At 62.4% G+C, this 13,194-nt stretch carries 11 protein-coding genes; 4 read left to right on the top strand and 7 right to left on the bottom strand.

Annotated features, from left to right (window positions below; genetic code table 11):
- The first annotated feature begins 10 nt into the window (after positions 1–10).
- Positions 11–2,404 carry an ABC transporter substrate-binding protein gene (locus LA321_RS12855; RefSeq protein WP_042072080.1) on the top strand — a complete coding sequence of 798 codons (2,394 nt, stop codon included), beginning with the start codon at positions 11–13 and terminating at the stop codon, positions 2,402–2,404.
- 69 nt (positions 2,405–2,473) lie between these two features.
- Here the strand turns inward: LA321_RS12855 and LA321_RS12850 are convergent, their stop codons facing one another.
- Genes LA321_RS12850 through LA321_RS12830 form a run of 5 tightly spaced genes read right to left on the bottom strand, consistent with a single transcriptional unit; the run spans position 2,474 to position 7,851 of the window.
- The gene (locus LA321_RS12850) at positions 2,474–5,647 is read right to left on the bottom strand and encodes an efflux RND transporter permease subunit (RefSeq protein ID WP_082043424.1); all 3,174 of its coding nucleotides are present in this window, start codon (positions 5,645–5,647) and stop codon (positions 2,474–2,476) included.
- Positions 5,610–6,635, bottom strand: a complete 1,026-nt coding sequence (locus tag LA321_RS12845) for an efflux RND transporter periplasmic adaptor subunit (protein ID WP_042072083.1) — start codon at positions 6,633–6,635, stop codon at positions 5,610–5,612. The genes LA321_RS12850 and LA321_RS12845 overlap by 38 nt, the downstream gene beginning before the upstream one ends.
- A gap of 40 nt (positions 6,636–6,675) precedes the next feature.
- A complete protein-coding gene (locus LA321_RS12840; RefSeq protein WP_042028409.1) occupies positions 6,676–7,110 on the bottom strand; it encodes a YeeE/YedE family protein in 435 nt (144 codons plus the stop codon).
- Positions 7,111–7,123: 13 nt separating this feature from the next.
- The gene (locus LA321_RS12835; protein ID WP_042072084.1) at positions 7,124–7,537 is read right to left on the bottom strand and encodes a YeeE/YedE family protein; all 414 of its coding nucleotides are present in this window, start codon (positions 7,535–7,537) and stop codon (positions 7,124–7,126) included.
- Positions 7,537–7,851, bottom strand: coding sequence for an ArsR/SmtB family transcription factor (locus LA321_RS12830; RefSeq protein WP_042072085.1), 315 nt, complete (start codon positions 7,849–7,851; stop codon positions 7,537–7,539). The genes LA321_RS12835 and LA321_RS12830 overlap by 1 nt, the downstream gene beginning before the upstream one ends.
- A gap of 107 nt (positions 7,852–7,958) precedes the next feature.
- Between LA321_RS12830 and LA321_RS12825 the strand changes: the two genes are divergently transcribed.
- The 3 genes from LA321_RS12825 (at position 7,959) to LA321_RS12815 (ending at position 9,813) form a co-directional block, all read left to right on the top strand.
- Positions 7,959–8,144 carry a YgaP family membrane protein gene (locus LA321_RS12825; RefSeq protein ID WP_042072087.1) on the top strand — a complete coding sequence of 62 codons (186 nt, stop codon included), beginning with the start codon at positions 7,959–7,961 and terminating at the stop codon, positions 8,142–8,144.
- A gap of 360 nt (positions 8,145–8,504) precedes the next feature.
- Positions 8,505–8,879: a hypothetical protein gene (locus LA321_RS12820; RefSeq protein ID WP_042072088.1), complete on the top strand. Its 375-nt coding sequence runs from the start codon at positions 8,505–8,507 to the stop codon at positions 8,877–8,879.
- Between the two features lie 205 nt (positions 8,880–9,084).
- Positions 9,085–9,813, top strand: coding sequence for an MgtC/SapB family protein (locus LA321_RS12815; protein ID WP_042072089.1), 729 nt, complete (start codon positions 9,085–9,087; stop codon positions 9,811–9,813).
- Between the two features lie 81 nt (positions 9,814–9,894).
- Here the strand turns inward: LA321_RS12815 and dnaJ are convergent, their stop codons facing one another.
- Positions 9,895–11,037 carry a molecular chaperone DnaJ gene (gene dnaJ / locus LA321_RS12810; RefSeq protein ID WP_042028402.1) on the bottom strand — a complete coding sequence of 381 codons (1,143 nt, stop codon included), beginning with the start codon at positions 11,035–11,037 and terminating at the stop codon, positions 9,895–9,897.
- Positions 11,038–11,143: 106 nt separating this feature from the next.
- Positions 11,144–13,072, bottom strand: coding sequence for a molecular chaperone DnaK (gene dnaK / locus LA321_RS12805; RefSeq protein WP_042028401.1), 1,929 nt, complete (start codon positions 13,070–13,072; stop codon positions 11,144–11,146).
- Positions 13,073–13,194: the final 122 nt, after the last annotated feature.

Below are 13,194 nucleotides of genomic sequence, written 5' to 3'. Positions count from 1 at the left end.
GGACCCCTGTATGACTCGAGCCCACGCCCTCCTTTTCCCTGCCTGGCATCGATGTTCCCGGTTTGTCAGCCTGCTGTTCGGATCCACCACTCTTCTCCTGTTTTCCCCTCAACTGTTCGCCACCGAACAGCTCACACTGCAGCTCAACGGACATCACCAGTTCCAGTTCGCCGGTTACTATGCCGCCCAGTTCAAGGGTTTCTATCGGGATGCCGGTTTGCAGGTCGAACTGCGCGAAGGAGAGCCCGGCATGGACACCACAGACTCAGTGCTCTCGGGCCAGGCCGGTTACGGTATTGGCAACAGCGATCTCTTGCTGGCCCGCGTCGCCGGCAAACCGGTCGTCGCCCTGGCGGCCATGATGCAGCACTCCCCCCTGGCCATCCTGACCCTGCCGGACAGCAATATCCTGCACCTCTCCGATCTGGCACAAAAACGCGTGAGCCCGGATCCCTCGTCCAGGGAACTGATCGCCTATCTGCACACCCGCTATCCGGATGCCGCACCCACCCTGGTGCCCTACCAAAGGGGGAGCTCTGCCCTGCTGCAAGGGGAAGCTGACGCCATCGCCACTTACGGCACAGACGATGCCTACCAGCTGCAACGCCAGGGGCTCCCCTATCGCCTCCTGCGCCCCATCGACAGCGAGATCGACTTCTACGGCAATATCCTGTTTACCTCTGAGCGCGAACTCCAGATGCACCCGGATCGGGTGCTGGCCTTTCATCAGGCCAGCCTTAAGGGATGGCGCTACGCCATGGAACATCAGGAAGAGGTGATCAACTGGCTGCTCAGCCGCCATCCCAGCGGCTCAGGTCGCGAGCAACTTGCCTTCGAAGCCGACGAAACCGAGCGGCTGCTCCAGCCCAATCTGGTGGAGATAGGCTACATGTACGAGGGACGCTGGCAGCAGATTGCCCACACCTATCTCAATCTCGGCCTTATCGCCAACCAGCCTGATCTGGGCCGTTTCCTCTATAACCCGGACAAGGCACAGGACAACCGACAACTGCGCAAACTGGAGCAGCGCATCTCCCTTGCCCTGCTGATCGGCTTCTCCCTGCTGACCCTGGTCAGCGTCTTCTGCTACCTCTACCTGAGGCTGCGCCGGGAGAGCCGTGAGCGCCAGCAACTCACCCAGCGACTGGCGCAGCGCGAGCGTCACTACCGCTTTGTTGCGGAGCACAGCGCCGACGTGATCTGGACCATGGAGGTGAGCTCCCGCCGCTTCAACTACCTGAGCCCGGCCATCAGCCAGCTCTGTGGCTGGAACCGGGAAGAGGCCATGAGCCTCTCTCTGCCCCAGGTGATGCCGGAGGCATCGATCAAGCGCCTGGACGAGGAGCTGGATCTGGCGCTGGCGGCCTGGCAGCGTGGGGATCATGCCCAGACCCGGCGTGTCATCCGCCTCGAACTTCACCACAAGGATGGGCAGAGCCTGACGACCGAAACGGTCACCACCCTGCATGGCAACGAGGCAGGCGAGCCCGATGCCATCATAGGTGTCACCCGGGACATCACCGAGCAGGCCGCCGTCGCCCAGACCATGGAGCGTCTGGCTTTCTACGATCCCCTCACCAACCTGCCCAACCGCCGCCTGCTGCACAAACGGCTCAATCAGGCGCTGACGGAGCATCAGGCCCAGCCATTGGCCCTGCTCTTTATCGATCTGGATCACTTCAAGCCGATCAACGACACCCTGGGCCACGAGGTGGGGGATGCGCTGCTGATCATGGTGGCCGAGGCGCTGCCGCGGGCGGAGCAACTCCAGCGAGATCTGCTCGCCCCCTACTATCTGAGCTGCGGCCGGGAGCTGCGGATCTCGAACAGCATAGGGATCGCCCTCTATCCCGAGCATGGCCGCACGGCCAGGGAGCTGATGCACCACGCCGATCTGGCCATGTACCAGACCAAGCACGGCGGGCGCGGCCAGGTGAGCCTCTATGCACCGGATTTGGCGCTCGATCAGGGAGCCCTGCAGTGGAATGCGAGCCACCAGTGCGGACATCCCCGCATCGATGCCGAACACCACCAGCTGTTCGTGCTGGCCAACCGGCTGCTGAGGCGAATGAAAACCCGCGAGCAGGAGCCGGAGGCATTCAGGCAGGCCCTGCAGGCGCTGTTTGATGCCACCCGCCGCCACTTCGCCTTTGAAGAGACACTGCTCGAGGCCATCGACTTCCATGACAAGGCCCAGCACAAGGAGGAGCACAGACGCCTGCTGGCCCAGGCACAGGCGCTGGCGGATGCATCGATGGAGGAGCTGGACAACCACGCCTTCCTCAACTTCATCCTGCAGGAGCTGGTGGTCGGCCACATGAACAAGACGGATCGCAGCTACTTCGCCCAGGTCAAGGCGCACCTCTACCTGCACGGCGATACCCTGGCCTTCGCCACCCCGTAATGCCGAGCGGCGCATAGAGAAACGAAGGGAGGTCATGGACCTCCCTTCGTTTCTCGGTTTGCGGATTGATCAGGTTTCCTGATGACGACGTGACAGCAGGCTGTAGTAGAGCAGCGGGATCACCACCAAAGTGAGCAGGGTGGAGACCAGAATGCCGAAGATGAGGCTGATGGCCAGGCCGTTGAAGATGGGGTCATCGAGGATGAACAGGGCTCCTATCATGGCCGCCAGCGCCGTCAGCAGGATAGGCTTGGCTCGCACCTGGGCGGCGCCGATCACCGCCTGCTCGAACACCATGCCGGCGCTACGCTGCTGCTCGATGAAATCCACCAGCAAGATGCTGTTGCGCACGATAATCCCGGCCAGCGCTATCATGCCGATCATCGAGGTGGCGGTGAACTGGGCCCCCAGCAGGGCATGGCCCGGCATCACCCCGATCAGGGTGAGCGGGATCGGCGCCATGATGATAAGGGGCACCAGATAGGAGCGGAACTGGGCCACCACCAGCAGGTAGATGAGGATCATTCCCACGGCGTAGGCGATCCCCATGTCGCGGAAGGTCTCATAAGTGATCTTCCACTCCCCGTCCCACAAGAGGGCCACCTCCCCCAATTTATCGGGCTGCTGCACATAGTACTGGGGCAACTCGATGCCCTCCCCGGCGGCAAACATGCCGTAGAGGGGGCTGTCGGCGTGGCCCCCCATGTCGGCCACCACCATCACCATGGGCCGCATGTTCTTGTGCATGATGTAGGAGGGAGCCACCTCGTCGCGGCGGCTCACCAGCTCGGATACCCGGACCAGCTGCCCGCTCTGGCTGCGCACCTTGAGCGCCAGGATGCCGGCCAGATCCCGCTTGTCACCGGCCGCCAGCTCGAGGCGAATGGGCACCGGGTACTTGGCGCCCTGGCCGTGCAGCCAGCTGGCATCCTGATAGCCCACGCCGCCGTTGAGGGTCGCCACCAGATCGCCAAGTTCGACCCCGAAGCGGGCCGCCTTGCTGCGATCGATCACCAGCCGCCACTTGGGCTGCGGGTCGGTCAGATAGATGTCCACATCCACCAGATCCGCCGTTTCCACAAAGCGGGCCTGCACGTCGCGCGCCGCCGCTTCACGCAGCTCCGGCGTGGGGCCATACACTTCGGCGACGATGGATGACCAGACCGGCGGGCCGGGGGGCACCTCCACGACTTTCAGGTTGCCGCCGGCTGCGGATGCGATGGCCTGCAAGGGGGCACGCACCGACCGGGCAATCTGGTGGCTGCTGCGATGGCGCTCGTGTTTGTCTACCAGATTGACCTGGATATCCCCCACATTGGCACCGCTGCGGATAAAGTAGTGGCGCACCAGTCCGTTGAAGTTGATGGGGGCAGCAGTGCCAGCATAGACCTGATAATCCTTCACCTCGGGCACCCTGGCGAGCTCCCGTCCCACCGCCAGCAGGGTGCGCTCGGTCTGCTCCAGAGTCGCCCCCTCCGGCATGTCGAGCACCAGCTGGAATTCCGACTTGTTGTCGAAGGGAAGCATCTTGAGCACCACCCACTGCACCACCGGCATGGCGGCGGCGCCCGCCACCAGCAGCAAGACCCCCAGCCAGAGTTTGCGTCTGGCCCCCTTGGCGCCCTCACCGATCAGGAAAGGGGTCATCAGTCGGTGAAAGAGGCTGGCCTTGGCCTCCCCGTGGGCGACATGCCCCTCGCGCTTGAGCAGGTGGTTGGCCAGCCAAGGGGAGAAGATAAAGGCCACCAGCAGGGAGATAAGCATCCCCATGCTGGCATTGATGGGGATGGGGCTCATGTAGGGGCCCATCAGACCGCTGACAAAGGCCATGGGCAGCAGGGCCGCGATGACGGTAAGGGTGGCGAGAATGGTCGGCCCCCCTACCTCGTCCACCGCGCCCGGAATAAGTGCTTTGAGGGAGCCCTTGCCAAGACCGCGATGGCGGTGGATGTTCTCCACCACCACGATGGCGTCATCCACCAGGATGCCGATGGAGAAGATCAGCGCAAACAGCGACACCCGGTTGAGGGTAAAGCCCCAGGCCCAGCTGGCAAACAGGGTCAGCGCCAGGGTGATAACGATGGCGATGCCCACCACCAGCGCCTCGCGCCAGCCCATGCTCACCAGCACCAGCAGCACCACCGCGGTGGTGGCGAAGATGAGCTTGCCGATCAGGGTGTTGGATTTGGTCTCGGCGGTGACACCGTAGTCACGGGTCACCGTCACCTCGACCCCGGCCGGGATGAGCCGGTTCTTGAGGCTATCGACCCGGGCCTCCACCCGCTTGGCCACCTCGACCGCGTTCTGCCCGGGCTGTTTGCCGATGGCCAGGGTCACTGCCGGATAGCTGCGATCCCCCTGCCCCATCCAGCTGCGCTGGGTCGGGGTCTCCTCCCCAAGCGACACTCGGGCCACATTGCCGAGGTAGACAGGTTTGCCTTCATGGAGCCCCACCACCAGCTCGCGGGCCTCCTGCTCGCTTTGCAGGAACTGGCCCACCTGTACCTTAATCTCCCGGTTGTCCTGCACGACGGCCTGCTCGCTACCCACCTGGTTGGCGGCGGCAAGACGCTGGTTGAGTTCCCCCCAGCTGATGCCATGGGCACTGAGGGCGGCCGGATCCGGCATCACCCTCAGCACGGCGCGCTGGCTGCCCAGGCTGTAGATATCGCGGGTGCCGGGCAGGCGCTTGAGCTCGGTCTCCAGCTCGTGGGCGACCCGGGTCAGCTCGGCGGCCCCCAGCTGCTTGCTCCAGAGCGTCAGGCTGACGATGGGCACATCGTCGATCCCCCTGGGTTTGACCAGCGGCTGGCCGACGCCAAGCCCCTGGGGCAGCCAGTCCCGGTTGGAATCGAGCTGGTTGTTGAGATCGACGATGGCCTGCTCGCGGCTCACCCCCACCTTGAACACCACCACCAGCAGGGCGCCGTCGGGGCGGGAGAAGGAGTAGAGGGTGTCTATCCCCTTTATCTGGGAAATAACCTGTTCGGCAGGGGTGGTGACGAGGGATTCGACCTCGGCGGGGCTAGCGCCCGGAAAGGGAATATAGACATCGGCGAAGGTGACATCGATCTGCGGCTCCTCCTCCTTGGGAGTCACCAGCACCGCAAAGAGGCCGAGCAAGAGCCCCACCAGCGCCAGCAGCGGGGTGATGGCCGAGCCCTGAAACAGCGCCGCCAGTCGCCCGGCCGGTCCCAGCTTGTGATCACTCATGAGCAACCTCCTGCTGGCGCGCCCAGGCATCTGCCGCGACCCGATCACCCCCTTGCAGGCCGGCCAGGATCTCGCACTGCCCCTGCCAGCAATCGCCGACCCGCACCGGCGTCAGGGCCCAGCCCTCTCCCTGCCTGAGGTAGACGCCATTGAACTCCCCTTGGCGCAGCAGGGCCTGGGCCGGGAGCTGCAGCACCTGGCGCTCACCGCGCCTCAGCTGCACCTTGAGCCACATGCCGGGCAGTACCCCGGCGGTTTTTGGCGGCAGATCGAGGCGCAGGCGAAAGGCGTGGCTCTGGTTGTCGGCGTAGTTGAAGCGGGTCAGCTTGAGGGGCGTAACGGCCTTGCCATCCGGTAGCAATACCTGCACATCCACAGGTTGACCGGCCAGAGTGAGGGCGGACTGGGGCAGCTCCAGTTCCACTCGCAAGGCATCGAGGGAGAAGCCCGAGAGCAGCGGGGTGCCGGGAGCCACCGTCTCCCCCAGCTCCACCAACCGTTTGGTGACGACCCCGGCGTAGGGCGCCAGGATGCGGGTATAACCATAGGCCTCGCGGGCCTGGGTGAGGGCCGCCTCGGCGGCATTCACCTCGGCGCGGGCGGCGCGATCGCTGGCCTGGGCCGTGTCGAGCTGGGCGCGGGTGATCACTCCCTTGACGATGAGGGCCTGGAAGCGGGCGAGCTGACGCTCGGCCTCCACCTGCTGGGCCTGTGCCCGCGCCAGTCGCGCCTGCGCACCCGTGACGGCGGCAAACTGCTCCTTGCCGCTGATCTCGAGCAGAGGTTGCCCCGCCTGCACCTCATCGTTCACATCCACCAGCATGCGGGAGACACGGCCGCTGGTCTGGGCGGCCACCGTGCCCTGATTGATGGCGCTGACGGTGCCATCCAGCATCAGCCAGTCGCTGATCTGGCGAGGAGAGACGGTCAGAACCTCGACGCTACCAGCCTCGGCGGCCCCAGCCAGGGGAGATGTCATGACCAGCAGTACGGCCCCCAGCAAACGGATGTTGCCCATGATAATCCTCCTTCCCTGGATGGTGATTCGCGCTATGTCATCAGGCAATGCGAGGCTGGCTCGCCCTCACCCATACCTTGTCGACCAGCAAGATCCCGGCCACCATGGCCGCAATGAACAACAATATCATGGGCTGGCCGCTGGAAATGAGACTCAAGGCTGGCCCGGGACAAATCCCCACCAACCCCCAGCCGATACCAAACAGGGCCGAGCCACCGATAAGACGACGATCCAGCACCGGCTTGGGCACCACGGCGATGGGATTGCCCAGCAGGCTCAGGCGCCGCGGCTTGACCAGCAGCAGATAACCCGGAGTAAACACCAGCAGGGCGCCCCCCATCACGAATCCCAGGCTGGGATCCCAATTGCCCGCCAGGTCGAGAAACCCTGTGACCCGGGCCGGATCCACCATGCCGGAGATGGCCAGCCCCATACCAAACAGCAAACCGGCGAGCAAACTTGTCAGCAAATTCATGGCAATCAGCCTCTTAGAAGAAATAGTGAGTCAAAAACACGGTCACTATACCGGTCGTCATAAAAGTGAGGGTGGCCACGATGGAGCGGCGGGACAGGCGACCCATGCCGCAGATGCCGTGACCACTGGTGCAGCCATTGCCAAGGCGGGAACCGACGCCGACCAGCAGACCCGCCAGCAGCACCAGCGGCCAGCCAGGCAGGGCCGTGAAGTCGGGCATCTTGGCCCACCCCAGGGTCAGAGCCAGCCAGGCTCCCGCCCCCAGTCCCAGCAAGAAGAGCCAGCGCCAGGCCTGCTTTTGTTGCAGAGCACCCGCCAGAATGCCGCTAATCCCGGCGACCCGGCCGTTGCACAACAACAGGATCAGAGCGGCCAATCCGGCCAGCATGCCCCCGCCCAAGGAGAGCAGCCATTGCGTTTCCATCATCAAGATTCCTTATTTTCAGAGTGACAAAAATGGGCTTGCAGCGCCCCGAGCACATCGACCGCCGCCTCGCTCGCCAGCGAGTAGAAGATCTGCTGGGAGACCTTGCGGGACTGGATCAGCCCGTGACGCTTCAATACCGACAATTGCTGGGAGAAGGCCGACTGCCCCAGCTGGCTGTGGGCCAGCAGTTCGCCGACCCCTTTCTCCCCTTCCACCAGTTGACAGAGCACCATCAACCGCTCCGGATGAGCCAAGGCCTTGAGTAACGCAGCCGCCGCGCTCGCGTGGCGGGTCATCTCATCGAACTGTGTCATAAGCAGTAAATTAGTAGTTGCTTATATTTGGTTTTATTCTATAAATAAAAACTAAATTAGCAATATCTAATTTAAAGATCAGCCACCACCAAGGAAAGGAGCAACAGATGACGGTAGACAATGGCGTGAGGATAGTCGCAGGCTGCATGCTGCTGCTGTCGCTGGCACTGACCCACTGGATTCACCCGGGCTTTGTCTGGCTGAGCGTCTTCGTCGGGGTCAACCTGATCCAGAGCGCGTTCACCGGGTTCTGCCCGGCGGCCATGCTCCTCAAGCGAATGGGGTTTAAATAACCTGGATTCGAGGTGCCGCATGAAGAGGCAGGCATGGCCCTGGCAACGCCCGATTTGTTGCAAGATGTTGCCAAAAGGGCCTGAAGGTTTACCCGGCCTGGTTAGTTGGCTATGATCCCAGCCTCTTATCAATAGCGGAGACCATCAGTGGGCAACTCATCAAGTGACAGTTGTAGACCGACCCTCGTCGTCGGTACCCGGGTCGCGAGCTAACCGCAGGTCTTCCTCTGCCGCTTGCTCGCAGCCCTGCGAGAAGCGGAAATCCACTCCCCTTTCTCTTTTTACACTTGACGTCAGGTGACCGGGCCAAGGCCGGGACACCTTGCCTGCATAGTTTCTGCTTCCCACAAGGAGGCTGCTATGCGTTTTGTTTCAACATCGTCTGTCACCGTCCGGATCCATCCCCTGCTGAGCAGGTTGGGCCGTGGTTTGCTGCCGCTCTGGCTGCGCCGCAGGCAACATCGCCACCACTACCGGCTGCAGATCCGCTGCCAGGATCGCGCCGATATGGAGCAGGTGCTCGACATGGTCAATCACACCCTGCAACCGGCGGGCCTGCATCCCTTGCAGTCTCTGCGACCGGGGCGCAGCGGTAGCCGGGAGCTGGTACTGAGCCTCGACTGCACTCCGCCCCAGCGTCGTTATCTGGTGCAGTTCGTGCATCAGGTCGGGGTTCAGCATCCGGTTCGCTGGGAGCTGCGTCCCCGTCGCGACCCCGAGACCGTGTTCAGTTGACCTGACATCCGGGGCCGCCCCTGTCGGCCCCTTTCCATCCATTCCAACGACCCGCTTGCATCCTCCATGGGCGGGTCTCGTATCCGTGCGCCCTTTTCACGACGACATGGTCGCTGGCGCACGGACGGCCAGCCGCTGGCAACGGGATCGCTCAACAGAGCCACTTGCCTGCAGCAAGGCCATTCGCAACCGGAAGGAGCAAACCATGAGAATGTGGCAACAACTCGATGTGATCGCCCTGGGCGACACCCTGGCCAGCCTGCTGCTGGCCTTCGTGCTGGGCAGCCTGGTGGGGCTGGAGCGCCAGTATCGCCAGCGTACCGCCGGCCTTCGTACCAACGTGCTGGTCGCCGTGGGCGCGGCCCTGTTCGTCAATCTGGCCCAGCGCATCCACGACCTGCACGGCGGTACTTATGGCGTGGTTCATGTGGTGGCCTATATCGTCTCCGGCATCGGCTTTCTCGGCGCCGGCGTCATCATGCGCGAATCGGGCAATATCCGCGGCATCAACACGGCAGCCACCCTGTGGGGCGTTGCCGCCGTCGGGGCGGCCTGCGGTGCCGGTCTCGCCATGGAGGCGGTGCTCGGCGCCCTGTTCGTACTGGCCGCCAACACCCTGCTGCGCCCTCTGGTCAACCAGATCAACCGCCGCCCGGTAGACAATCTCGATACCGAGGTGACCTGCAAGGTGACGGCGCTCACCTCCCGCGAGCATCAAAAAGAGGTACTGCACTGGCTGGAAGAGATGCTGGAGCGGGCCGACTACCCCTTGAGCGAACTGGATATAGCGCCGTTCGGCGAGCGGGACCTGGAGATTTCGGCGGTGCTGCTCGCCACCTCCATCGACGGCGACGAGCTCGATGCCCTGATGCAAAAGCTGAGTATTCACCCTCATATCAAGCAGGTGTTCTGGCATGCCAGCACCGCAGATTGACACAGATACACTGGGCTTTGGCAAAGAGCAGGCAAAAAGAAAGCCGGCGCTGGGGCCGGCTTTGCTGGGATGGGCTGAGGATCAGCTGGTCAGGTCGTCGAAGAAGCGTTTCACCCCTTCGAAGAAGCCTTCCGATTTCGGCTTGTGGGTCTTGGCGGCGGCACCGCTGAACGACTCGTCCAGCTGACGCAGCAGCTCTTTCTGCTGCTCGGTCAGCTTGACCGGGGTCTCCACCACCACCTTGCACATCAGATCCCCGACCTGGCCGGAGCGCACGGATTTGACGCCCTTGCCACGCATGCGGAACATCTTGCCGGTCTGGGTCTCCGGGGTCACCTTGAGCTTGACCCGGCCGTCCAGGGTCGGCACTTCAATCTCGCCACCCAGGGCTGCCGCAGTGAAGCTGATGGGTACTTCGCAGTAGAGGTTGTTGCCGTCACGCACGAAGATCTCGTGCTCCTTGACGTGCACCTGCACATACAGATCGCCAGCCGGTGCGCCGGCTTCCCCCGCCTCCCCTTCGCCGGAGAGACGGATGCGATCGCCAGTATCGACGCCAGCCGGGATCTTGACCGACAGGGTCTTGGTCTTCTGGTAGCGCCCTTCGCCATGGCACTTGCGGCACGGATCCTTGATGATCTTGCCGCGACCGTGACAGTGGGGGCAGGGCTGCTGTACTGCAAAGAAACCCTGACGCATCTGTACCTGGCCGGAGCCGTGGCAGGTCGGGCAGGTCTGGGCAGAGCTCCCGGTGTGGGCACCGGAGCCGTTACACACCTCACAGTGGACCAAAGTCGGGACCTTGATCTCCTTGGAGACACCGCGCACCGCCTCTTCCAGGGTCAGTTCCATGGTATAGCGCAGATCGGCACCACGGGCCGGGCCGCGACGACCACCGCCACGGCTGCCACCGAAGATGTCACCGAACACATCGCCAAAGATGTCGCCGAAATCGGCGCCGCCGCCAAAGCCACCGTGGCCGCCGCCACCCTGGCTCGGATCGACACCGGCATGGCCGTATTGATCGTAACGGGCACGCAGGTTGGCATCGGTCAGGACCTCGTAAGCCTCCTTGACCTCTTTGAATTTCTCTTCGGCATTGGCATCGCCCTGATTACGATCAGGGTGATACTTCATGGCCAGACGCTTGTACGCCTTCTTGATCTCGCGCTCGTCGGCATCTTTCGATACCCCCAGCACTTCGTAGAAATCGCGCTTCGACATACTCATCCTGTTAGCAGTTATGCAGACGGGCGTTGGTCACCCAACGCCCGTGAATTCATAGACTTAAGCCGATAGGCGAAGCGGACCTCGCCCATCTGGGTAGGGCTTACTTCTTGTCGTCTTTCACTTCTTCGAACTCGGCGTCGACCACGTCGTCGTCAGCCTTGGTAGAAGAGGAGGACTGGCCGGCATCAGCACCGGCTGTGCCTTGTGCCTGAGCCTGCTGCTGGGCAATTTCCATCAGCTTCTGGGACGCTTCCAGCAGAGCCTGCTGTTTGGCTTCGATGGCAGCCTTGTCGTCACCCTTGAGGGCAGCTTCCAGCTCGCTGACCGCGGCTTCGATCTTGGTCTTGTCGTCGGCAGGCAGGGCATCACCGGCTTCGGTGATCTGCTTGCGCACGGAGTGGACCAGACCGTCAGCCTGGTTGCGAGTCTGCACCAGCTCTTCGAACTTCTTGTCTTCGGCCGCGTTGGCTTCGGCCTCGCGTACCATGCGTTCGATCTCTTCATCAGACAGACCGGAAGAGGCCTGGATGGTGATCTTCTGCTCCTTGTTGGTCTCCTTGTCTTTCGCGGAGACGTGCAGGATACCGTTGGCATCAATGTCGAAGGTCACTTCGATCTGCGGCAGACCACGCGGTGCCGGGCGGATGCCTTCCAGGTTGAACTGGCCCAGGGACTTGTTGTCGCTGGCGCGCTTGCGCTCACCCTGCAGCACGTGAATTGTCACGGCAGACTGGTTGTCTTCGGCGGTAGAGAACACCTGGGACTTCTTGGTCGGGATGGTGGTGTTCTTCTCGATCAGCGCAGTCATCACGCTACCCATGGTCTCGATACCCAGAGACAGCGGGGTCACGTCCAGCAGCAGTACGTCGGTCTTGTCACCGGACAGTACGGCACCCTGGATGGCAGCACCCATGGCCACAGCTTCGTCAGGGTTGACGTCTTTACGCGGCTCTTTGCCGAAGAACTCGGCAACGGTCTTCTGGACCAGCGGCATACGGGTCTGACCGCCCACCAGGATGACGTCGTCGATCTCGCCAACCGCCAGACCGGCGTCTTTCAGGGCGACACGAACCGGCTCCAGGGAGTCTTTCACCATGTCTTCCACCAGGGATTCCAGCTTGGCGCGGGTCACCTTGATGTTCATGTGCTTCGGACCGGTGGCGTCTGCGGTGATGTACGGCAGGTTCACGTCGGTCTGCTGGGCAGAGGAGAGCTCGATCTTGGCTTTCTCGGCGGCATCTTTCAGACGCTGCAGAGCCAGCTGGTCGTTACGCAGATCGATACCCTGCTCGCGCTTGAACTCGTCAACCAGGTAGTTGATGACGCGGTTGTCGAAGTCTTCACCACCCAGGTGGGTGTTACCGTTAGTAGCCAGTACTTCGAAGGTGGTTTCGCCTTCCACTTCGTCGATCTCGATGATGGAGATATCGAAGGTACCGCCACCCAGGTCATATACGGCAACCTTGCGCTCGCCCTTGACCTTGTTCACGCCGTAGGCAAACGCAGCCGCAGTCGGCTCGTTGATGATGCGCTTGACGTCCAGACCCGCGATGCGACCGGCATCCTTGGTGGCCTGACGCTGGGCGTCGTTGAAGTAGGCCGGAACAGTGATGACCGCTTCGGTCACCGGCTCGCCCAGGTAGTCCTCGGCGGTCTTCTTCATTTTCTTCAGCACTTCGGCAGAGATCTGCGGCGGTGCCATCTTCTTGCCTTTCACCTCGACCCAGGCGTCACCGTTGTCGGCCTTGGCGATGGCGTACGGCATGATTTTCAGGTCACGCTGCACTTCGTCATCTTCGAAACGACGGCCGATCAGACGCTTGATGGCGAACAGGGTGTTTTTCGGGTTGGTGATGGCCTGACGCTTGGCCGGCTGACCAACCAGGATCTCGCCATCATCGGCATAGGCAATGATGGACGGAGTAGTACGATCACCTTCTGCGTTTTCGATCACGCGAGCAGTGTCGCCATCCAGAATAGCGACGCAGGAGTTGGTAGTACCCAGGTCAATACCGATGATTTTACCCATTTGAGAAATCTCCAAATACTTTGAATAAACCGGCGAGAGACTCGCCTCAATGCGTTAACGGCTAGGTGGGGGCTGCCAATTCGGCTTTCAAGCTCCCGGCATCAAATTTTTTGTGCCGCCGT

Origin of the sequence: Aeromonas enteropelogenes (assembly GCF_020097295.1) — a bacterium.
GTDB lineage: Bacteria > Pseudomonadota > Gammaproteobacteria > Enterobacterales > Aeromonadaceae > Aeromonas > Aeromonas enteropelogenes.
This window is presented reverse-complemented; position numbering and strand designations above follow the sequence as displayed.

Coding starts and splice junctions, on each gene's coding strand:
- LA321_RS12840 (WP_042028409.1), bottom strand. CDS start 7,110: ATGAATTTGCTGACAAGTTTGCTCGCCGGTTTGCTGTTTGGTATGGGG.
- LA321_RS12820 (WP_042072088.1), top strand. CDS start 8,505: ATGCGTTTTGTTTCAACATCGTCTGTCACCGTCCGGATCCATCCCCTG.
- LA321_RS12815 (WP_042072089.1), top strand. CDS start 9,085: ATGAGAATGTGGCAACAACTCGATGTGATCGCCCTGGGCGACACCCTG.
- dnaJ (WP_042028402.1), bottom strand. CDS start 11,037: ATGTCGAAGCGCGATTTCTACGAAGTGCTGGGGGTATCGAAAGATGCC.
- LA321_RS12850 (WP_082043424.1), bottom strand. CDS start 5,647: ATGCCTGGGCGCGCCAGCAGGAGGTTGCTCATGAGTGATCACAAGCTG.
- dnaK (WP_042028401.1), bottom strand. CDS start 13,072: ATGGGTAAAATCATCGGTATTGACCTGGGTACTACCAACTCCTGCGTC.
- LA321_RS12845 (WP_042072083.1), bottom strand. CDS start 6,635: ATGGGCAACATCCGTTTGCTGGGGGCCGTACTGCTGGTCATGACATCT.
- LA321_RS12830 (WP_042072085.1), bottom strand. CDS start 7,851: ATGACACAGTTCGATGAGATGACCCGCCACGCGAGCGCGGCGGCTGCG.
- LA321_RS12835 (WP_042072084.1), bottom strand. CDS start 7,537: ATGATGGAAACGCAATGGCTGCTCTCCTTGGGCGGGGGCATGCTGGCC.
- LA321_RS12825 (WP_042072087.1), top strand. CDS start 7,959: ATGACGGTAGACAATGGCGTGAGGATAGTCGCAGGCTGCATGCTGCTG.
- LA321_RS12855 (WP_042072080.1), top strand. CDS start 11: ATGACTCGAGCCCACGCCCTCCTTTTCCCTGCCTGGCATCGATGTTCC.